The organism is Rossellomorea yichunensis, assembly GCF_032337515.1.
GTDB lineage: Bacteria > Bacillota > Bacilli > Bacillales > Bacillaceae_B > Rossellomorea > Rossellomorea yichunensis.
In genome coordinates, this window is the sequence record NZ_JAVYAD010000006.1 from 116,792 (window position 1) to 136,626 (window position 19,835).

The 19,835-nt window shown below is 42.6% G+C and carries 22 protein-coding genes; 6 read left to right on the top strand and 16 right to left on the bottom strand.

Translation table 11 applies throughout. The annotated features are described in order from the left end of the window. Positions 1–165 precede the first annotated feature (165 nt). Together RSX31_RS16860 and RSX31_RS16865 are read left to right on the top strand one after the other, a co-directional pair. A complete protein-coding gene (locus tag RSX31_RS16860; RefSeq protein ID WP_148996293.1) occupies positions 166–1,716 on the top strand; it encodes a hypothetical protein in 1,551 nt (516 codons plus the stop codon). Positions 1,717–1,752: 36 nt separating this feature from the next. Beyond that, entirely contained in the window at positions 1,753–3,015 is a 1,263-nt protein-coding gene (locus RSX31_RS16865; RefSeq protein WP_262372003.1) for an ATP-binding protein, read from the top strand. A 217-nt stretch (positions 3,016–3,232) separates the two neighbouring features. Here RSX31_RS16865 and RSX31_RS16870 read toward each other — a convergent pair whose 3' ends face one another. After that, entirely contained in the window at positions 3,233–4,594 is a 1,362-nt protein-coding gene (locus tag RSX31_RS16870; protein ID WP_148970634.1) for a YjiH family protein, read from the bottom strand. A gap of 409 nt (positions 4,595–5,003) precedes the next feature. Here RSX31_RS16870 and sda point away from each other — a divergent pair, with 409 nt between their 5' ends. Beyond that, positions 5,004–5,135 (top strand): sporulation histidine kinase inhibitor Sda, encoded by a 132-nt coding sequence (sda, locus tag RSX31_RS16875; RefSeq protein WP_113969300.1) that lies wholly within the window; start codon positions 5,004–5,006, stop codon positions 5,133–5,135. A 143-nt stretch (positions 5,136–5,278) separates the two neighbouring features. On the opposite strand, the gene RSX31_RS16880 is transcribed toward sda, so the two are convergent. Together RSX31_RS16880 and RSX31_RS16885 are read right to left on the bottom strand one after the other, a co-directional pair. Continuing rightward, positions 5,279–6,592, bottom strand: a complete 1,314-nt coding sequence (locus RSX31_RS16880) for a short-chain fatty acid transporter (protein WP_315635259.1) — start codon at positions 6,590–6,592, stop codon at positions 5,279–5,281. Positions 6,593–6,726: 134 nt separating this feature from the next. After that, positions 6,727–8,244, bottom strand: coding sequence for a BCCT family transporter (locus tag RSX31_RS16885; protein WP_315635261.1), 1,518 nt, complete (start codon positions 8,242–8,244; stop codon positions 6,727–6,729). A gap of 160 nt (positions 8,245–8,404) precedes the next feature. On the opposite strand from RSX31_RS16885, the gene RSX31_RS16890 reads away from it, so the two are divergent. Further along, a complete protein-coding gene (locus RSX31_RS16890; RefSeq protein WP_148996296.1) occupies positions 8,405–9,277 on the top strand; it encodes a Cof-type HAD-IIB family hydrolase in 873 nt (290 codons plus the stop codon). A 56-nt stretch (positions 9,278–9,333) separates the two neighbouring features. Continuing rightward, positions 9,334–10,431 (top strand): PQQ-dependent sugar dehydrogenase, encoded by a 1,098-nt coding sequence (locus tag RSX31_RS16895; RefSeq protein ID WP_315635262.1) that lies wholly within the window; start codon positions 9,334–9,336, stop codon positions 10,429–10,431. Positions 10,432–10,505: 74 nt separating this feature from the next. On the opposite strand, the gene RSX31_RS16900 is transcribed toward RSX31_RS16895, so the two are convergent. The 7 genes from RSX31_RS16900 to RSX31_RS16930 all read right to left on the bottom strand — a co-directional run bounded on the left by RSX31_RS16900 (position 10,506) and on the right by RSX31_RS16930 (position 14,286). Continuing rightward, the gene (locus RSX31_RS16900; protein WP_220154059.1) at positions 10,506–10,604 is read right to left on the bottom strand and encodes a putative holin-like toxin; all 99 of its coding nucleotides are present in this window, start codon (positions 10,602–10,604) and stop codon (positions 10,506–10,508) included. A 111-nt stretch (positions 10,605–10,715) separates the two neighbouring features. Next, positions 10,716–11,672 carry a nucleoside hydrolase gene (locus tag RSX31_RS16905; protein ID WP_315635264.1) on the bottom strand — a complete coding sequence of 319 codons (957 nt, stop codon included), beginning with the start codon at positions 11,670–11,672 and terminating at the stop codon, positions 10,716–10,718. Positions 11,673–11,893: 221 nt separating this feature from the next. Next, entirely contained in the window at positions 11,894–12,046 is a 153-nt protein-coding gene (locus RSX31_RS16910; protein ID WP_148970640.1) for a YvrJ family protein, read from the bottom strand. A gap of 33 nt (positions 12,047–12,079) precedes the next feature. Next, positions 12,080–12,622, bottom strand: a complete 543-nt coding sequence (locus tag RSX31_RS16915) for an N-acetylmuramoyl-L-alanine amidase family protein (protein WP_315635265.1) — start codon at positions 12,620–12,622, stop codon at positions 12,080–12,082. Positions 12,623–12,644: 22 nt separating this feature from the next. Beyond that, complete coding sequence (locus RSX31_RS16920) at positions 12,645–13,277, bottom strand: D-Ala-D-Ala carboxypeptidase family metallohydrolase (protein WP_148970642.1); 633 nt, start codon at positions 13,275–13,277, stop codon at positions 12,645–12,647. Between the two features lie 208 nt (positions 13,278–13,485). Beyond that, a complete protein-coding gene (locus RSX31_RS16925; RefSeq protein WP_315635266.1) occupies positions 13,486–13,707 on the bottom strand; it encodes a hypothetical protein in 222 nt (73 codons plus the stop codon). Between the two features lie 3 nt (positions 13,708–13,710). Continuing rightward, a complete protein-coding gene (locus RSX31_RS16930; protein WP_148996299.1) occupies positions 13,711–14,286 on the bottom strand; it encodes a sigma-70 family RNA polymerase sigma factor in 576 nt (191 codons plus the stop codon). A gap of 299 nt (positions 14,287–14,585) precedes the next feature. On the opposite strand from RSX31_RS16930, the gene RSX31_RS16935 reads away from it, so the two are divergent. Continuing rightward, positions 14,586–14,930 (top strand): hypothetical protein, encoded by a 345-nt coding sequence (locus RSX31_RS16935; protein WP_315635268.1) that lies wholly within the window; start codon positions 14,586–14,588, stop codon positions 14,928–14,930. Between the two features lie 65 nt (positions 14,931–14,995). Here RSX31_RS16935 and RSX31_RS16940 read toward each other — a convergent pair whose 3' ends face one another. From RSX31_RS16940 to RSX31_RS16965, 6 genes are all read right to left on the bottom strand, one after another. After that, on the bottom strand, positions 14,996–15,790 hold the full coding sequence (locus RSX31_RS16940; protein WP_315635269.1) for an SDR family NAD(P)-dependent oxidoreductase: 795 nt from the start codon (positions 15,788–15,790) through the stop codon (positions 14,996–14,998). Between the two features lie 258 nt (positions 15,791–16,048). Next, positions 16,049–16,696: a TetR/AcrR family transcriptional regulator gene (locus tag RSX31_RS16945; RefSeq protein WP_148970647.1), complete on the bottom strand. Its 648-nt coding sequence runs from the start codon at positions 16,694–16,696 to the stop codon at positions 16,049–16,051. A 34-nt stretch (positions 16,697–16,730) separates the two neighbouring features. Beyond that, positions 16,731–17,747: an ABC transporter permease gene (locus tag RSX31_RS16950; protein ID WP_148970648.1), complete on the bottom strand. Its 1,017-nt coding sequence runs from the start codon at positions 17,745–17,747 to the stop codon at positions 16,731–16,733. Beyond that, positions 17,737–18,465, bottom strand: coding sequence for an ABC transporter ATP-binding protein (locus RSX31_RS16955; protein ID WP_282138392.1), 729 nt, complete (start codon positions 18,463–18,465; stop codon positions 17,737–17,739). The genes RSX31_RS16950 and RSX31_RS16955 overlap by 11 nt, the downstream gene beginning before the upstream one ends. Before the next feature lie 183 nt (positions 18,466–18,648). Further along, positions 18,649–19,332, bottom strand: coding sequence for a bacillithiol biosynthesis deacetylase BshB2 (gene bshB2 / locus RSX31_RS16960; protein ID WP_282138391.1), 684 nt, complete (start codon positions 19,330–19,332; stop codon positions 18,649–18,651). 33 nt (positions 19,333–19,365) lie between these two features. Then, positions 19,366–19,713 carry a YojF family protein gene (locus RSX31_RS16965; protein WP_148970650.1) on the bottom strand — a complete coding sequence of 116 codons (348 nt, stop codon included), beginning with the start codon at positions 19,711–19,713 and terminating at the stop codon, positions 19,366–19,368. Positions 19,714–19,835: the final 122 nt, after the last annotated feature.

Consider the following 19,835-nt stretch of genomic DNA (forward strand, 5'->3'; position numbering starts at 1 on the left):
GACAAAATATGACAATAATTGATAGTAAATTGGAAGGGAAATGTTATACTGAAAGAGAATGAATAAAGGAAACCAAGCTCTTTTTTTGTGGAAAAAAATGGTGGTAACCTATATAAATTATGCTAAAATTCAGAAGTCTAAGGATTTTACATAAGGGGGATTCAGATGAGAGAAAAATTGAAAGTATTTGGGATACCTATAGGAATCATGCTTCTATTCATCGCTGCCTTGTTCTTTCACCAGCTATTGTTAGTGAGAGAACTGCCTCAGCCAAATTGGAGCCGTTCACTCCCATTAGACTACACATCAAAAGAGAGACCACAGGTGTTTCAAAACAATGGGGAACTATACATATCAAGTAAAGGGAAGATCCATGCCTTTACAATCAATGATGAAATGACAGTAGCAGATGAAAGAGTCATTGACACCACTATTACCAGAGGCTATCCATTTTGGACCGATGGCAATGAATTCATCTACTATAAAGATGGAAATCTAGTTTCGACCCAAGACAAGAAGGATCAAATCCTTTCCAAAGAGATCACGGGTCTTGGAGCAAGCGCAAATCATATCTATTATTGGAGTAACGAACAACTCTATGAATATAATGTGCAAGAAGGTTCATCCAGGGAAGTCTACACTTTTCCATCTGGAATTTCTGATGTGCACGTAGGAGAAAACGGAAAAGCTGTCATTCAGGTGGCAAAAGATGATACTCATGATTTCGTCTATTATATGAATGAAAACCGTGAAGTAAGTGAGAAGCCTTTTTTACTAGTAAATACAGCACCGAATAAAAAGGTGGAAGGTTTAACGTTTAAAGTAACAGACGGGCGGCTCATCTTACTATACAATGAGAAATCACGTACACAAGGCACGCTTTCCTACAGTACATACAAGGTGCAGGTTCCATTACAGGAATTGGGATCATCGATGTTAACGGGGAACAAAATTGAATTCGTAAATAAAGATACCGGAGAAAAGCTGGCGAGTGCCGGTGGGGTACAGTTTGTAGATGTTGATGGGAAAGAATCCGTGGTGTTCACTTCAGAAGGACAGCGTATTGGTGATAACGGTGCAATGAGCCTGTATGCGGCTCCTTTTCAAGATCAGGGGATTCTGGAGGGTTCTCCTCTTAGTACGACCAAGCATGTCACATATTCACCCGTGCAATTAACTGACGAAACACTGGTTTGGTTTAATTATGATGGTGGTACATATGAACTATACGGAGCATCTCAGAACGATCAAGTCGTTTCAGAAAGTACAAGCTGGTCGAAAAGATCAGTGAAAGAGGCACTTAACAACGGCGTTCTCATGATGTTCAGCAGCTTGGTGACGGTATTGACGTCCTTTTACTGGGTGCTTCCATCACTCTTTCTATTAATCTTATTGTATATATTCAGACCAAACGCGTTTGAAAAAGACGGGATCAGCTGGGCTGAATATGCATCGATCATCATTTTTATGCTGATGCCGATCAGCTACACAAGCAATGCAATGAACGCATATTTTTACCAAGTGGCACCGGAGTATTTGGTGTTTCCTGGAAGCGGCTACGCACTATTAATGTTGATTAGTGTGATCACTTGGGTGATTTGGAAAGTAGGGCGGGACCCTGATTGGGGTTCATTTGCAGGTGCCTTTTACTTTATGGGAATCTATATTTTGTTCTATATTACTTCAATCGGTCCATATATATTTAACTTATTTTAACGAATAAAAGTATGAGTGGGACGGGTGACTTGGATGATGGAGAAAATGAATCATATGATTAAACATACCTTTTATAACAAAATAATGATCCTCATGGCTCTATTTGTCTTACAGTTCATCTTTTTACTCTTGATTGCCAAGCCATGGAACGTAATCGCTGCCCTTATGGTTACCATTGCAGGCGTAACGGTCCTGGCACGCTTATTAATTAAAGGGAAAATCTTTCTGGCAGAGCATCGAAAATTGCTGGAAGAAGAAAATCAGCTGTCCACCCTTCTCCATTCCCTGCCTGATTTTGTGTGCTTTAAGGATGGACAGGGCCGCTGGTTAAAGGTCAATCAATTTGGCCGAAAACTGTATAACCTTGAAAAAATTGATTATGTAGGGAAGACGGACAGGGAATTAGGGGAGCTGGTTCCCTTTTTTAAAGACGCCTTCGACTATTGTGTGGACTCGGATGAACAATCTTGGAAAGCAGAAAAGGTAACAAGATGTGAAGAAGGATTCTACCTTCCGAACGGTGAATACAAGACCTTTGATGTCATAAAAGTCCCGTTATTTCATTCGAACCAGACAAGAAAGGGACTAGTCATCATCGGCAGGGATATTTCTCAGCAGAAAATAGCAGAAGAAATGCTATTAAGAAAAGAGAAATTATCTGTGGTCGGGGAGCTTGCGGCGGGAATCGCCCATGAAATCCGGAATCCCCTTACGAGCATCAAGGGCTTCATTCAACTGCTTGAAGAGAATGAGCATGTATCCGACCATTACCTTACCGTCATGTCTACCGAGATAGATCGAATCAATCAAATCGTCGGGGAATTACTCATTTTATCAAAGCCACAAATGAGGGAATACCAGGTCTTTGATATGAATGAAGTGTTAAAGTATGTAATCAAGGTAATGGAGCATGAAACGATCCTCAATGGGATCACATTAAATGTTCAAGTACCCTCGTCCTCCATTCACGTATTTGGAGATAAGAATCAATGCGTTCAAGTCTTTATTAATATTATAAAAAACGCAATCGAATCGATGGATGAAGGAGAAATTCGCGTCAACTGGAATGTTCTGAACGAAACGATCATCATCTCGATTCAAGATCAAGGGGTGGGAATTTCACCTGACCGATTAAAGAGACTGGGAGAGCCCTTCTTTACCTTGAAAGAAAAAGGAATGGGGCTCGGACTGACCATTAGTCAAAAAATCATTGAAGACCATAAAGGGTCTATACACATTGAATCAGAAGTGAACAAGGGAACAAAAGTTGAAGTTACCTTACCGGTAAAACATAAGTGAAGTTCAGGGCTGCCTCATTGCGATGCAGCCTTTACCTATTAAAAGGCAGAATTCGTAAGACGATAGGGTTCTTAGCTTGGAATGGTTGTGGGGATAGATGAAAAAGAGTTAATGAACATGAAAGTACAAGAATAAGATGAAAGGAACGGTCAACGTTTTGTTCACTGGTCAAAGAAACAAAATACCCAGATTCGAATTCGAACCTGGGTTTCTTTCATCAAAAAATCATATGAGCAATCGCAACAATCACAAGTAAAGTCAAGAATGTACGCTGTAAGAAGATAATCACTAAGTCCTTGAAATCAACAGGGATCTTAGAACCTAGTAACAGCCCCCCGACTTCAGACATGTAGATCAATTGTGTTACAGATAAACAAGCAATCACAAAGCGTGTCAGCTCACTTTCAATTCCAGATCCAAAGATGGCTGGAAGGAACATATCGGCAAAACCGACAAGGATCGAACGTGACGCTTCTGTTGCCTCTGGAATTTGAAGAAGTTCCAGTAAAGGAATTAGCGGCATACCGATATATTCGAAGAACTTTGTATTCTCGGCTACGATCAACGCGGTTGTACCGATCGCCATTACGATAGGTGCAACCCCCATCCACATATCCAACACATTCTTCATTCCATCAGCGAAAAACTTAGAAGTACTATTGTTATTCTTCGCTTGAACAAGAGCTTGCTCGTATCCATAACCTACGCGGCTGTAGCCTTCTGGAATGACTTCCATCGTGTTCTTGCCTTCTTGATCATTATAGTAAGTGTCAGGCTTACGGGATAATGGCGGGATTCGTGGCAGCACGATCGCTGCGATAATTCCTGAAATGGCTACTGTTATATAGAAAGGAATGAAGTATTTTCCGAGACCAACCTCAGAAATGACGACCAAACTGAAGGTAATGGATACAACAGAGAATGTCGTACCGATGATCGCTGCTTCCTTCTTTGTATAGTATCCTTCTTCATATTGCTTACTTGTCAGTAGCACCCCGATCGTTCCATCTCCTAACCAGGAGGCTAAACAATCGATGGAAGAACGCCCGGGTAAACCGAATACGGGACGCATCACTTTCGTTAAGAGAGCACCGAATAATTCAAGTAGACCGAAATTTAATAATAAAGGTAGAAAAAGTCCGGCAAATAAAAATACAGAGAATAGAATGGTGAGAAGTCCATCCGGATTTAATAAAAGTCCACCTGTTGCGTCTGACCAGACCCATTCAGGACCTAATTTAAATAGAGTCATGATGGCAAACACTGCACCCAATACTCTGACAAAAACCCAAACAGGTCTCACATCGAACAGGCTTGTGAAAAACGGGGATTTTTCAATAAAAGCCGGTCGTACGAACTTTGTGATAAAAGTCCCTAATACGGTAAGGATGATTAACCCAGTCATGATCGCAGGTACATAGCTTCCAATCCAGTCCTGTAATAGTCCTGAAAGAATGGCGATTGGTATCGTGATCCCGTCTTCCTGTGGAATCGGAACCATAAAAAGAAAAATTCCCAATAGGGAAGGAATGATAAATCGTAAATGGCTTGTTAATGTAAAGCGATGTTGTCGATTCATAAATTCACCTCAGATGTAGTTATAACGGAAAATGAAACATTATTCATTCTAATGCATACATATAAATTTGTCCATAAGAAGTTCCCACAAGGGAGATTATGCATTACCTAGCTGTTTTTCCCAAACGGTGTGAAAGTGAAACATAAAATGTCGAATGATAAATCTGGTAAATGTATGTATACAAAAAGAAAGCGCTATCTTTCAATACCTCTCTATTTTACTAAAATTTTAAAAAATTTCAATTATAAGCTGAAAAACATTTTGATTTCTCACATTTCAAGTAAAAAAGTCTGAGGTTCAGGGGGGATTATTACCTAAAAAACTTATTAATTATTTTGATAATAGGGTTTAAGTAGTATGAAAGAGGGTATAAAGAATTCATACCTTGGTAAGTCAGGAGTTGTAATCGATGACATCTTTAACGATACTTACGGAAGAGCAATTGGCTAATGTCTATCAATTAGCACAGGAAGAAGGATTGGAAGAAGAATTTATTGAGATGTTAGAAGGGGAGCTGGAGAGAAGAGAAATCGCTCGATAGGGACCAGAATAAACAAACAATGAAACGCCATACATAACGGCTGATCTCCTCCCGGGAGGTCAGCCTATTTTTATTGTCATATGAAAAGTTCCCTAGAGATTCTAATGGCACAGTCGAAACACTCTAAGGCACTTATAGTTTTTTTATAAGAACAGTAATCCAAGGGAAATGACGACTCCACTAATGACAAGGATAATGACGCAGTAACCCATAATATCCTTCGCCTTTAATCCCGCAATTGCTAAAGCAGGCAATGCCCAGAACGGCTGGATCAGATTTGTCCAGGCGTCCCCCCAAGCAACAGCCATAGCGGTCTTAGCTACAGAAGCATCCAATGTTTGAGCGGCATCAAGCATGATAGGAGCTTGGACGGCCCATTGTCCTCCCCCGGAAGGAACAAAGAAGTTCACAATCCCTGCGCTGAGGAAGGCGAAGAAATAAAAGGTCACATCATTTGAAATCGATACAAAAGCCTCGGACATGACGACAGCAAGACCAGATGCCGTCATCATTCCCATGATTCCTGCGTAGAATGGGAATTGAATGACAATCCCGCTCGCTCCCTTGATCGCTTCCTGAACAGCCGCAAGAAATCGCTTTGGTGTCCCGTGAAACAGAATGCCCAGGAATAAGAATAAAAAGTTGACGATATCTAAATTCAGGGCGAAACCGTTTTGAACAAAATATGAAAATAGGAACGCAATCCCGAGAACGGCTACAATAATGGATAAAATCATGCTGTTTTCGAGACGCTCAGCAGGTGTTAATGCCTCTTTTTCAAGAGTGGCGGCAGTTTCATTAAAGATTTCAGGATCTACGGTTACAGTTTCTTCTTTTGACGGCATCAGCATCCTGTTAATGACCGGAAGAATGATAAATAGAGCTAACACAATCAGGACATTGAACGTAGCGAAAATCGTCTCGCTTGTCGGGATGACACCGATCATATCCTGGAATGGATGATCGGCTGTTGCAACGGATAATGGAATGGAACCCGAGAACCCTGCATGCCAGACGATAAATCCGGAATAAGCACTGGCGATCAGCAACCGGTAATCGACACCTTTCACCCTTTTTGCCAATTCTTTCGCAAATAATGCCCCGATTACAAGCCCGAAGCCCCAGTTGATCCAGCTGGCAATCATCGAAACGACAGTAACAATGACAATCGCTGAACCAGGTGACTTCGCAAATGAGGCCAGGAAACCAAGGAACCGTTTAAACAGTGGACTGCTTGCCAATACATACCCCGTAACAAGAACAAGGACCATCTGCATGGAAAAGGCAAGCAGGCTCCAGAATCCGTTACCCCAATATTGAACCATCTCGAGGCTTGAACTTTCAGTGAAGATAAGACCAAATCCAAATACGGCCAGTGTTAAAATGACAACGAATAAAAATGGATCAGGCAGATAGCGTTGCATGATTTTGTTCGATAATGATATAAGTGCTTTCATCTATTCATCCCCCTTATTTAATACACACCCTTTCTATTCTTCTATAATGATGTATGAAAACCCTTTCATTTATATGAAAAGATGCTCCAAATCAAAAGCGCCTGACTCATTTACAAGAGATCAGGCGCTTTGGTTTATTTCCTTACAGTTCGGGAAGTTCCCTTCTTTTCTTTACGTAGAAGTCTAAACAACGTCACACACATCAAGACAAGGATGACAGTGAATGGCAATGCGGAGACAAGAGAGGCGGTCTGTAAGCCCTCCAGTCCACTGGACACCAGCAGAACCGCGGCAATGGCAGCAATGAGTACCCCCCAGACGATTTTTACTATCATAGGAGGATTCAAGCTTCCCTCCGTCGTCATACTGCTTAAAATATAGGTCGCTGAATCAGCAGATGTAATTAAAAAGGTAAAGATCAATAAGATGGAGGTGACTGACAGGATCATGGTAAATGGAAGTTCTCCATAAGTAGAAAATAATGCACTTGTGACATCTTTGTTGACCCCTTCAGCAATGGAGGTACCATTAAATAAATCGAGGTGAAGAGCTGTACCACCAAAGACGGCAATCCACATAAGGGCAATCAGTGGAGGAACCACCAGGACCCCTATGATAAATTCCCTTATCGTTCTCCCTCTTGATACCCTGGCGATAAAAGCACCTACGAATGGAGACCAGGCGATTGCCCATGCCCAATAGAAAATCGTCCAATCCTGTACCCATGTCCCTCCCTGATAAGGAGTCAGACGTAAGCTGTAGCGGATGAAATTAGAAATATAGTCACCGATTCCAAGGGTGAACGTGTTTAATATAAAGACAGTCGGCCCGACGATGAATACAAACAGCATCAAAAAAAGAGCCAAGGATAAATTTACATTACTGAGCCATTTAATCCCTTTATCGAGGCCAGTTGTGGAAGATGCTAAATAAAGGATAAGCAGAATGAACACAATCAACAGTTGAGAAAGTGTGTTGTTACCCACTCCGAATACGGAACTTAATCCTCCATTTATTTGGAGAATCCCTAACCCCAGTGAAGTCGCTACACCCATGACGGTTGCGATGACAGCCAGGATATCAATCGTATTCTTAATCCCTTTCGTCCTTTTACCTTGGCCGATCATAGGAGTCAGGGAAGTGGAAATCAGACCATTCTCCCCTTTTCTAAATTGAAAGTAGGCAATAATCAATCCGACAATCGTAAAGACAGACCATTGACTGACGCCCCAGTGGAAAAAGGAATAACCCATTGCAAGGCGCGCAGCTTCCTCCGTTTGCGGCTCTACACCCGGAATGGGGGTTTCAAAGAAATGACTCATCGGTTCAGCAATCCCCCAGAACACAAGACCGATTCCAAACCCGGCTGAGAATAACATGCCGATCCAGGTGAAGAAAGGATACTGCGGTCGTTCATCGTCCTTTCCCAATCGTATCTTCCCGTATTTACTTACCATAAGAAAAAATAGAAATAATACAAAGAAAAACACTGCAGCGAGATAAAACCATCCAAACGAATAGGTAGTGAAACCAAAGGCTGCATTTGCCCCTTTAGCAAAAAGTTTCGGAAAAGCAGCCCCAAACACAACCAAGATGGACACAATAATAGCTGAAATCCAAAACACTTTGTTCAAATATGTACGATTACCCATGAATACCCCTCCTGACATAGTAGACGAACGTCTTCTATATTTTCATACCCTAAATCTACAGGGTTATTCATAAGCAGGAGGTGGTTCAGTACAACTCGGGAAATGTTTCATGATACAATGGGTAAAATTATGAACATTAACAACAGGAAGGTGTCTACTTATGATTACATGTATCGCAACGGATATGGACGGAACGCTTTTAAATGAAAAACAGGAAATCAGCGAAGCCAACAAACAGGCTATCCTGGATGCGCAACAGCAAGGAATAGAAGTCGTTGTTGCAACAGGGAGATCATATGAAGAAGCCCGCTATGTCATACAGGAGGCCGGCATCTCATGTGATATCGTTTGTGCCAATGGGGCAGAGGTTCGAAATAAAAAGGGTGAAATCGTCTATCAGGCAGGCATTGAATCAGCACAAGCGAAAAAAATTGCAGCTGTCTTAAACGAAACCGGTATTTACTTTGAAATCTATACAGATCAGGGAACATACACTGAAAATTATGAAATGGGCGTTGAGTTGATCGTCGATATTTTCACGACAGCCAACCCTGAAGTATCAGAAGAGCAGGTGAGAAAAGCAGCCAAGGAACGATTTGATAAAGGTCATATCAAATTAGTGGAAGATTACGGGGTACTGTTCGAGGATGCTTCCCAGCTTGTTTATAAATTCCTTGTTTTCTCTTTTGATGAAAAGCAATTGACAGAAGCGAATGAAAAATTGAATAAAATAACAGGCATTGCCATTAGCTCGTCGGGTAAAGAAAACATTGAAGTGAATAGCCTTGAAGCACAAAAAGGAGTGGCTCTGCAGAAGCTTCTGAACGACAAAGGCCTTTCAGCAGAGAATGCCATGGCAATGGGAGATAACCTTAACGACCTATCCATGATGAAGGCTGTGGGAAGACCTGTTGCCATGGGGAATGCCCTGGATCAGATAAAAGAGTTCTGTCCATTCATCACGGCAACAAACCGTGAAGACGGTGTCGCAAAAGCAATTCAGGAAGCTCTTCAACAGACGGCAAACTCATGAGAACGTACTCTGTTGTCCATACTGGTTAAAAAAGTAAATAAGGGAGCTTGAAAAAAATGAGAAACCGAAATAGAAGCAGTTGGTTCTTATTCGTCATTGGTCTTAGCTTACTACTTAGTGCCTGCTCAATGGGACAGCCAGATGAACAACAGGAAGAAAGTGAATCCGTCAGTAAACCGAGTGTCGAAAGCAGCGTGATCGCACAAAACCTCTCCATTCCCTGGTCGATTCAAAAGCTTGATGATGTATTCTACCTTACCCAAAGGACAGGGGATATCATTGAAATAAAGGATGGCAGGAAATCCGTTGTGAAAATCAATCTGTCTATGCCATTATCCAAACGGCCGGAAGCGGGGTTACTGGGATTTGTGCTTCATCCTGATTTTAAAACAAATCAGCAGGCGTATGCCTACTATACCTATGATGACTCAGGGGACCCGTATAACCGTGTCGTAGTATTGAAACGAACGGAAAATCAATGGAGCGAGGAGAAAGTATTGCTGGATCGTATCCCAAGCGGTCAATACCACCACGGCGGCCGGCTGGAAATCGGTCCGGATAACAAACTTTACATCACGGCAGGGGATGCCACTCAACAGGATAAGGCTCAGGACCTCTCCTTTCTTGGCGGGAAAATTCTTCGGATGAAGTTGGATGGTGGAATCCCAAAAGACAACCCATTTAAGGATTCTTACGTTTACAGTTACGGTCATCGTAATCCTCAGGGACTTGCATGGAACAAAGCTGGAGAGCTATATGAAACAGAGCACGGACCGAACGGATTTGATGAAGTGAACCGTATCAAAGCCGGCAGCAACTATGGATGGCCGAAGATTACCGGGGATGAAAAGGAAGGGTCTTTGATTTCTCCTCTCGCTCACTCCGGGGAACCTTCATGGGCCCCATCAGGAGCGGATTTTTGGAATGAAGATTTAGTGTTTGCTTCTCTCGCAGGTCAAAGTGTGAAGCGATTCGACCCTGAAACCGGCAAAGTATCGGAATTGCTGACAGGATTTGGACGTATTCGGGACGTGCTTGTGGAAGGTGACTCCCTTTACTTTGTATCGAATAACACAGACGGACGCGGGATCCCCCGGGAAAATGATGATAAATTGTATGAGGTGGATCTGAATTCATTGACGATTGAAGAATAAGATTGGGATACCTTCCTTAGCGCTGTATTAGGGGAGGGGTTTTTTGCAAAAAAATAACACGCTAAAGAGCGTGTTTATGAATTCTTATTCTCATCATTGTCTTTATATTTCAGAATAGCGATCACAAACATCCCAAAGCTGAGCATCAGAGATAATACTTCAAATGTATTCATGGATACATCGCCTCCTTACACTCATGCTTCCCTGATCCAGGATTGTCCTATACGCTTCTTAAAAATAAAAAACATGAAACCGATGGAGTATTCGGTTTCATGTTTTTTGTTTTATCTTGTTAAAATATCCAACACATTTGACAGAAATACATCCTCATCGATGGCAACGGCAATCCGTGAACATCCTGTCCCAAAGCAGTCTGTACTTCCCGGCCTGAAATCAGCGATGCTTAATCCATTTGCATAATTTTCTTCATGTTGTACGCGGATTACCCTTTTCTCATAGGTGAACAGCCCATCTATGGCTGCGGCAGCCATGACGGCAGAGAGATCATGCTGTGGAGTCCCGGCTATGCCCGGCTCAAGCTGCTGATACGCTTCGTAATAAAAGTCCAGGATGGGTTTGATGATCTGATCCAATGGGGTCTTTGCCCTGGAATGGATGAAATTCACTTGAGCAGGTGTTATAAGGGCCAACCTTGTGACATTCAGCGGGATCACTGTCAGGTTCGGAGCATTTCTGCACACAATGTCCGCTGCCACTGCATCCCCATAAAAGTTTGCCTCTGCTACTTTTGTTACATTTCCTGGAACAAAAAATGCCCCTCCCATGATATAGGTTTCCTTCACCAGTGACATGACGTCAGGGCTCAAGAGCCAGGCGATGGCAAGGGATGTACACCTCCCCACACCAACAATCGTGAGTTCCGCGGGATTCTTCTTGATCAGTTGGAACAGCTTACTGAAATTGGTTTTGTTCCCATATCGTTCTTCGGGAATTGGAGGGGAGAGGGGACCAAGCCCTTCCACACCATGAATATCCGGGAAAAACTCGGGTTCCTCCCCATTAAGTGGCCGGGTGCTCCCCGCAATGACGGGAATTCCTTTTTGGCCTGCTAATTTCAGTAGATATGTTGCATTCCTATAGCTTTTGTTCCGGTCTGTATTACCGAATCCACTGACAATACCCACGACTTCGATGTTTGGGTCTTTCAAGGCATAGATCAGCGCAATAGCATCATCTATACCGGTATCTGAAAATAGAATGATTTTTTTAATAGAAATCACCTCCTACTATCATATATGTAGGAGGTGCGAAGATTGCTTGTTGTAATCACTAGATTCAACGATTTATTTGTTGGAGTCTGGTAAAAAGAACAATACTTAGCGATAGAAAAGTGAAAGTGATCCAATGCTGATGGTTCATCAAGAGGAGGGTCAAGCTGACGCAGCTCAGGAATATGGCAGCCCATCCCCCGATTATCTTAATCAATTCATATACCATCCGTCTATTTCCCATTATCATTAAACGATTTTGAAAGAGCATGAATGGCGAGTTCTAGCTGTTCCAACTTTTTCTCAAGTTTCACTAATAGAAAGAGTGTGACGGCAATGGGAAATCCGAAATTACCAAGTAATTGAACAAAAACCGAATAATCCATTAGTGCTCCTCCTTTATAAGGCAGGCTGGCCTGCTAGAGATTCAGTGCCTTCCCGATGCCTGATGCTATTGCGTTAGAAATTCCCGTGAGGAAGGTAGGGTCTTTTAAGAGATTGGTATCATTCACACTATCGATAAAGAGATTTTCAAGTAAAATCGCAGGCATGGCCGTTTCTCTCAATACGGCGAAGTTCGCTTCCTTTTGACCTCGGTCCCTTAATCCAAATCCAGTGAGGAACTTCATGACTTCACCGTGCAGGACGTCCTGGCGTCTTCCTGTTTCCGAAGAGCTTGTACCGGGATAGATAAAGCTTTCAAATCCGGTGCCTCCACCTGCATTATGATGAAGGGAGACGAAGTAAGATGCTCCTAAGTTATTGGCGAAATCAGCCCGCTCCAATAGCTCTATAAAGACATCCGTTTCTCTGGTTAAACGCACATCAACGATATAATTTGCCTCCAATAATTGCTTCACCTTCAATCCGATCGTCAGGGTAAGATTCTTTTCCTGAAGTCCGTTTCCAATAGCGCCAGGGTCTGTTCCCCCGTGGCCGGGATCAAGTACGATGATTGGCATATGTTTTCCCCCCTTTTTCTTCTTAAGCCCAGTAATACGACCCGGCACCATACGGGTATTCGACCCGGCTGTCATTATGAACGAAGGTAGAATATTTAATTATCCCGCTGAAGCCGCATGTTTTTGCAACTTCCGCAACTTGAGCCGGTGTCTTTCCTGAGGGATCTACATCTGCTGCGATTCCGTACGTATGCATACTGTTAGAGGCACCGCCGACATTTCGGTTATGTGTGATGCTTCTGAATCCGGAATTAATGACAACGGGTGGATTCCCCAGTTTTTTTCGAAGGGCCTCGAGCTTGTACATCAGTCTTCGTACATTCTCTCTTACCTGTGTCGAGCCGGTATTCCCTCCAGAGAAGCCGCTTCCGTCCTTGGAATAGAATTCACTGAATGCAAAGTTGACCGTCGATCCATCGCTGTCTTCTAGACTATTCAACAGGTTATGGGTTTGCGGTCCTGCAATTCCATCAGCAGAAAGACCGTACGCACTTTGGAATCGTTTGACGGCTGCTTCCGTTCCGGGTCCGAATGCCCCATCCACCGATACATAGGTTTTCGAAGGGGAACTTGCCGCCCAGCCGGCAACGCGGATTTGAAGTTCCAATACATCGCTTCCTGAATCACCTTGTCGTAATGTTCGTGTCCAATTCATTCAACATCTCTCCCTTTATATGGTGATAGGCAAAAGGATGAAGCGGAAGAAAGACCATCCCAATCTCTCTCACTCTTTGTTGTTTGCCTTACACTGTATAAAGAAGAGTTCTAAGGGAAAAAGACAACCTGCAATCAAACATTTATTAAAAAGAAATACAGACAAAAAAAGGACAAGCGCCACAGGTTTGTGAGCACTTGTCCTACCTTTATTGTTCATTTAAATCAAATAACCCTGGTACTTTTTCTAGTGAGTAATCCCGGACATACCGGATCAGTTTGATCTTTAACTCCTGTTCGAGATCATCCCTATTTTCGACCCGGGTAAGATACAAGGATTTCTTGATCTTCGGTTCAAACGTCCGGATGACCTTCGTTTCATATTCCGAGTTGCCCTTCGCTTCTTTGACTAGATCGTATAGAATTCCCATAGTTTATGATTCTCCTTTTTCTAAAATGGATTTTAATAAGCGTAAAGCTTTTCGATGGGTTTTGGAGATCGCTTGTTGTGATACGCTCAGCATTCTTGCGATTTCAGTATCAGATAATTCCTGCACATAGGCTAAATCCAGGATATGCTTCTGTTTGTCGGTCAACGTTTTATAAGCCTGCAAGAGTTCTTCGTTCTCCACGCATTCCATTAAAGTCGAATAATTGGTAAAAAGCGCAATATCCGATGCCGGATCTGGAACAAGATCGACATACGATCCACCATCTTCATCCGCCTGGTTATCCAAGGTCAGAGGGTGTCGTTCGCTATACTTTCTTGTATGTTTGTCAAAGTTCACACTGTGAAAATAAAGGGATGAACTGACGTAAGAGGTAAACCGGATATCAAAATAATGGGCTTTAAAAGCTTCGTTTAAACGTTCTTCCCTACATGCACTGGGGTGACGTAAAAAATTTTCGACTAACTTCTGGTTATCCGATTGACTGATAAAGGACTCAACGGCTTTATTCTGTTTGAGATGAGGATAATGACGATAAAATTCACTGACTAATGAATCCATTTTTTTCACCACCAATAGAACGTATGTTCGATTTTAAAGTAAAAAAAAGAGGAGAAAAATCTCTCAGCTTTACTTTATAAAGAAGTGGAAGGGGACCCTTTCCACAACCCTCTTCACTAATATCGTTCCATAGTACTATCTATTAAACCATATATTACAGATTGAAGTAAGTGATGAATGCACTAATTTTGCCTATTTATCCCTTATTAGCTGCAATTCTGATTTTAAAAAGGGGTTAGAGGGTATTTTATATAATATAGTATACAATGGTTCATTCTCTATGAAAGGGAAGTGATGACGTGAGTGGTAAATGGATGTTCGCATTCCTTTTGGTGCCCTTATTACTGAATGGATGTACTGCAGACGATCAGAGGAACGATCAAGATTCTACTGAAGTCAACTCGGATGTACCTGATTCAGAAACCGAACAGCCAGCAAACAAGATAGACGTTCTGGCCAACGATGAAAAGATCATCGAGATGTTAAAGAAGACCGGAGTCATAGCGGAAGACGCTTCACATGAAGAGATTGAAAAGGCCCTTCAAAAATACCTCCAAGATAAAAACAGTGACCAGCTGAACAATGAAAAAGAAAAGAAAAAATATATAGATGAGATCAAAAAGAAAATTCAAGAGGGCAGCTAGAAATCCAGAATGGGTTAACCGGGGCAAGGGTGAAAATCCTTGCCCGTTCTTTGTTCAACCATGGATCAGCGCATGACGCTTCCCCCTGAAATTTTGACCGATTCCCCGACAATGTTTTCGGCTGCATCACTTAATAGATAGACAATGGTGTTCGCGACCTCAAGAGGGGAGGTCAATCTTCCTGAAGGAATGCTATCCTTTGCGATCTCCAATTGCTCCTCATAACTTCTGCCTTCACGTTCGCCTTTTGATTTTATTGCGCTTCTTCCCATATCAGTATCTACATAACCAGGGCAAATGGCATTCACTCGTATGTGGTTTTCAATCGCTTCATGGGCAAAGGCTTGTGTAAACCCGATTACGGCAAACTTGGAAGCACTGTACGCGCTATTCCCATGTGTCCCTCTCAAACCCGACAGGGAAGAGATATTGACGATGGAACCACTTTTCTTATCCTTCATTTGGTTATAGACTGCCTGTGAGAGCTGAACCAGTGAGAAGTAGTCCAACTCCATGATATTTCTCAGGTCTTCCTCGGATAGACTCTCGACCATATCACCGCCGTCTATTCCGGCTGAGTTCACGAGACCTGTGATGGGACCATGCTGTTTTCTTGCCGCCGATAGAAGCTTTTCGCGATCTTCAGTGATGGTAAGATCTGCTATATATATGAAGACCTTGTCTGAGTCCCGGCATTCATTTTTCAGTTGCTTCAGCTTCTCTTCATTTCTTCCTGTAATCGTCACCTTTGCGCCTGCCTGAACGGCTACTTTCGCCGTTTCAAATCCGATCCCGCCTGTCGCGCCTGTGATGAGGATATGCTGGTCTTTTAATGTGCTTTCGTGAAAAAGGAAACTCATTTCTCTACCTCCTTATGATGTATAGTAGGATTTACCCGTTTGGGGGAGGAAGAAAACAGGTGAAGATGAGGTGGGCTGTCGGTTTTGAAAATAAATTCGAGGTTTTGAAAATAAGCAGGGTGAAATTGAAAATAAAAACCTCATTGCATGAGCAAGACGAATGAAAATCTGCTTCCAGTATCCATTTTCAGTCCCAATGGTCACTTTACAGCAAAAAAAAGAACCCCAAATCCCTCGTTTGGAGTCCTTTCTTCACATTTATCCCTTACCAATCCCATTCACAATCATCTGCACCGTCATGTCGATCTCCTTCTCATCATCCCAATCCGCTTCAGGAAGGAAGAGGTACCTGACAAGCAACAATCCGAAGATACTCGTTGCTGAAAATCGTACGACAGTGTACGAAGGCAGGTCAATGATCTGCCCCTTTTCTTTATAATGATCGACGAGTCTCACGAATTTCTCGATCACTTTTTCAGCGATATGCTCTTTGAATTGTTCCTTCAGCTCAGGATGAAAAGGGATTTCCTGTATCAAAATCTTAAATGCCGTCATGTTCTCTTTCAAAAATTCCTGCCGATTCAAAATCATCGCTTTCAGGAAATCTTCATACCGATCATATTTCGCATCGAGCACTTTATTGAGATCCCGGATGACAAATGGAGCGATCAGCTTGGCCATCGTAGGGGATACAATCGAAAGAAGCAGGTCCTTCTTCGTTTTGTAATGCCGGAAGATGGTTCCTTCTGCAACACCTGCTTTTTTTGCGATTTGACTGGTAGAGGTGGAAGCGTAGCCTTTTTCTGCAAACATTTCAATGGCTGCCTCCACGATTTTTTGTTGCTTATCAGTCAGTGTTTCTTCCTGATCAAATAGCTGTTTAAATATATTCTTTTCTTCAGTCATGCTTTAAACCCCTAACTTGTCGTTCATTACTTACCTATATTTTACGGTATTTTCTGAGGGCTGCAACATTGAGAACGATAAAGAGTAGAGAAAACCCAATCAATACCGATAAGTTAAAGAGCAAATCCTCAAGAGCAAATCCCCGTATCATCACATCTCTTAAAGCATCCGCAGCATAATATAGAGGGGTGATTGGACCGATCCAGCTCAGCCATTCAGAGATCGTATCTAAATTGAATAATCCTGAAAAGAATATCTGTGGTACGACCACAATCGGAATGAACTGCATCATCTGTAATTCATTCTTGGCAAAAGCCGATAGCAATATTCCAAGCGTCAAGGCCGTGAATGATAATGAAACAATGATGATCAATACATTGAAGAAGCTTCCTTCCATCATCATATCCAAAACATAGATGGCATACCAGGAAATCAAGGATGCTTGAAGGAGGGTGACGATACCGAAACCAAGGACATAGCTTACGACCATTTCCCAAATCTTGATCGGGGAAGCAAGCAACCTCTCAAGTGTGCCTGTCGTTCTCTCTCTCAGGAAAGATACCCCGCTGATCAAAAAGACAAAGAAGAAGACGAAAAAGCCCAGAAGGACTGGTCCAAAGGAGTCAAACATCTCCATGTCCCCGCTTCCGTACACGTACTCAATCTGATCTGATAGCTTTTGAGAGTCGGCGGGAAACAAAGTTTGAATTTTTTTCATTACAGCCCCGTTGACAGTGGGGTCACTTCCTTCGATGACAATCGAAGGGGAAGTAGAGTCCTCGAATGATATATAGCCATCCAGTTCACCATCTTTAATGTCTTTCAAGGCCTTATCTGGACTCGCATAAGATTGAAAATCCTTCGTATCGAATTTAGATTCCAGTTGCTGTGGCAGATCGACAATCGCCACCTTTGCATCGTAATCATCAGAGTTAAATACGAGCGACAGCATGCTGAGTATCAATAATGGAGCTAAAAACATCAAAGCCAATGTTCGTTTGTCCCTGAGGAGCTGTTGAAGAATCCGAATGACAAAACCTCTAATCCGCAATGGAAACACCCCCATTTTTCAAAAATACTTCTTCAATCGAAGTCACCCCATAGGTTTCTTTAATAGCATCAGGCGTATCGCTTGAAATGATTTCGCCATGCTGCAGGAGGCCCAGCCGGTCACATCTTTCTGCCTCATCCATCACATGGGTTGTAATGATAAGGGTTCTGCCTTCTTCCTTAAGCCGGTGAAAGCTATCCCATATTTCCTTTCTTAAAACGGGGTCGATCCCGACAGTCGGTTCATCTAAAAATAAGACTTCAGGGTCATGCAGAAGGGCAATGGCAAGGGAAAGCCTCCTTTTCATTCCTCCTGAGTATTGATGGACAGGCTTATAAAGGTGATCAAGTAAATCTACGGTCGTCATTACTTTTTCAATTTGTTCGTTTCGTTTCGGTTTCTTTAATCCATAGAGAGAAGCCATGAAAGATAAATTTTCCTTTGCTGTCAGCTCATCATATAGGGCGTCTGATTGAGCCATATATCCGATGGTCGGGTACAGATCTTTTGCTTTCAGCTTGTTCCCTTTGAAGGTTACACTCCCTGTCGATGGGGTTTCGAGTCCGATCATAAGCTTGATCAATGTCGTTTTGCCCGAGCCAGAGGGGCCTAATAGTCCATAGATATCGCCTTTTGGGATGTTGAGAGAAACGTTTTTTAACACTTCTTGAGGGCCGAATGACTTGGACAGCCCGTTCAATTGGATGATGGAATTCAATTGAATCACACCTTTCTGAAGGTAATGAGTGATTACTCACTATTAATATAAAGTATGCCGGGTGAATTGTAAAGTGAGTAATCACTCATTAATTGGTTATATTTATTCTATTCACAAACCGATACCTTAGAAGAGCACAATAAAAAAAGAGCTTGAGCAAAGCCCAAACTCTTATTACAATCATTATTCCACTGTGTCATTTTCCCATTGATAGCTCCAGAATCGCTCAACAGTCACCCATTTTAATGCTTCAGGGTCATTTTGCTGAATGCCTTTTTCTAAATCCTTGAGCATCCATGCTGTTTGAGAGATATGTGCCTTCATGGCATCGATTTTTTGATCTTTAACTGGTGTGATATCAATAAGGATATCCGGCTGTCCCAACGCTTCCTCACAATTCTTGGAGAAGGCAAGGCAGTGGAGCTTCGGTCTTGATGCTTTTGGAAGGCGTCGAACGGCACGAACGACGGCTCTTGCTGTTGCTTCGTGATCCGGGTGAACGGAGTAGTCGGGATAGAAGGTAATGATGAGTGAAGGGTTCAATTCTTCAATTAACTCAGTCACCATGTTGGATAGCTTTTCATCATTTTCAAATTCAAGGGTTTTATCCCGGTATCCCATCATGCGTAAATCCTGTATTCCCATAACATCGGCCGCTTTTTTTAGTTCTTTTTTACGAATCAGTGGAAGCGACTCTCTGGTTGCGAAGGGTGGGTTCCCTAAGTTTCTTCCCATTTCCCCTAATGTGAGGCAGGCGTAGGTAACAGGCGTTCCATTATTCACGTGGGTGGAAATGGTTCCTGACACACCAAATGCTTCATCATCGGGGTGGGGAAAGATGACAAGTACTTGTCTTTCTTTTTCCATTTTGACCTCTCCTTTTATATAGATTCAAGTTGTTTAGTTGAAAGGTGTCGGGCTGATTTCAAGGGCTACGGCCAGTTTCCCGTCCCCGCCGTGACCTGCAAGTAACAAGCGTCCTTGTTCATCGAATTCATAATGAGTCAGTCCTTCAGCATATATCCAGCCGATTTCAATTTTCAAACCGACACGGTAAGGTCCGTCCCCGATGATCTTCCCGTGCTCATAGTTGACTTTCGCGTTGCGGATATAGGCTCCGGCTGAAAAGAAGCCCTCATTAAAGTGAGATGCATAGGCTCCGTTGGTGGTTTCTAAATGTATATAAACGTCCTGACGGGCAAGCTGGGTAATGATCCCTTGCACATCAGCAATCTTGATCGGTTCCATTCTTTTTCCTCCTTAAATACAGAAAAGACTCTTAACCATTATGTACTATCTTACTAAAATTCATGAATGAATGCGAAAAGTATGATTGGGGGAGGGGCGTGCTTTTTGGAAGGTCCGTCCCT

Bases quoted from the DNA above. Each gene is read 5' to 3' on its own strand.
- RSX31_RS16860 (WP_148996293.1), top strand. From the start codon at position 166: ATGAGAGAAAAATTGAAAGTATTTGGGATACCTATAGGAATCATGCTT.
- RSX31_RS16865 (WP_262372003.1), top strand. From the start codon at position 1,753: ATGGAGAAAATGAATCATATGATTAAACATACCTTTTATAACAAAATA.
- RSX31_RS16870 (WP_148970634.1), bottom strand. From the start codon at position 4,594: ATGAATCGACAACATCGCTTTACATTAACAAGCCATTTACGATTTATC.
- sda (WP_113969300.1), top strand. From the start codon at position 5,004: ATGACATCTTTAACGATACTTACGGAAGAGCAATTGGCTAATGTCTAT.
- RSX31_RS16880 (WP_315635259.1), bottom strand. From the start codon at position 6,592: ATGAAAGCACTTATATCATTATCGAACAAAATCATGCAACGCTATCTG.
- RSX31_RS16885 (WP_315635261.1), bottom strand. From the start codon at position 8,244: ATGGGTAATCGTACATATTTGAACAAAGTGTTTTGGATTTCAGCTATT.
- RSX31_RS16890 (WP_148996296.1), top strand. From the start codon at position 8,405: ATGATTACATGTATCGCAACGGATATGGACGGAACGCTTTTAAATGAA.
- RSX31_RS16895 (WP_315635262.1), top strand. From the start codon at position 9,334: ATGAGAAACCGAAATAGAAGCAGTTGGTTCTTATTCGTCATTGGTCTT.
- RSX31_RS16900 (WP_220154059.1), bottom strand. From the start codon at position 10,604: ATGAATACATTTGAAGTATTATCTCTGATGCTCAGCTTTGGGATGTTT.
- RSX31_RS16910 (WP_148970640.1), bottom strand. From the start codon at position 12,046: ATGGATTATTCGGTTTTTGTTCAATTACTTGGTAATTTCGGATTTCCC.
- RSX31_RS16915 (WP_315635265.1), bottom strand. From the start codon at position 12,622: ATGCCAATCATCGTACTTGATCCCGGCCACGGGGGAACAGACCCTGGC.
- RSX31_RS16920 (WP_148970642.1), bottom strand. From the start codon at position 13,277: ATGAATTGGACACGAACATTACGACAAGGTGATTCAGGAAGCGATGTA.
- RSX31_RS16925 (WP_315635266.1), bottom strand. From the start codon at position 13,707: ATGGGAATTCTATACGATCTAGTCAAAGAAGCGAAGGGCAACTCGGAA.
- RSX31_RS16930 (WP_148996299.1), bottom strand. From the start codon at position 14,286: ATGGATTCATTAGTCAGTGAATTTTATCGTCATTATCCTCATCTCAAA.
- RSX31_RS16940 (WP_315635269.1), bottom strand. From the start codon at position 15,790: ATGAGTTTCCTTTTTCACGAAAGCACATTAAAAGACCAGCATATCCTC.
- RSX31_RS16945 (WP_148970647.1), bottom strand. From the start codon at position 16,696: ATGACTGAAGAAAAGAATATATTTAAACAGCTATTTGATCAGGAAGAA.
- bshB2 (WP_282138391.1), bottom strand. From the start codon at position 19,332: ATGGAAAAAGAAAGACAAGTACTTGTCATCTTTCCCCACCCCGATGAT.
- RSX31_RS16965 (WP_148970650.1), bottom strand. From the start codon at position 19,713: ATGGAACCGATCAAGATTGCTGATGTGCAAGGGATCATTACCCAGCTT.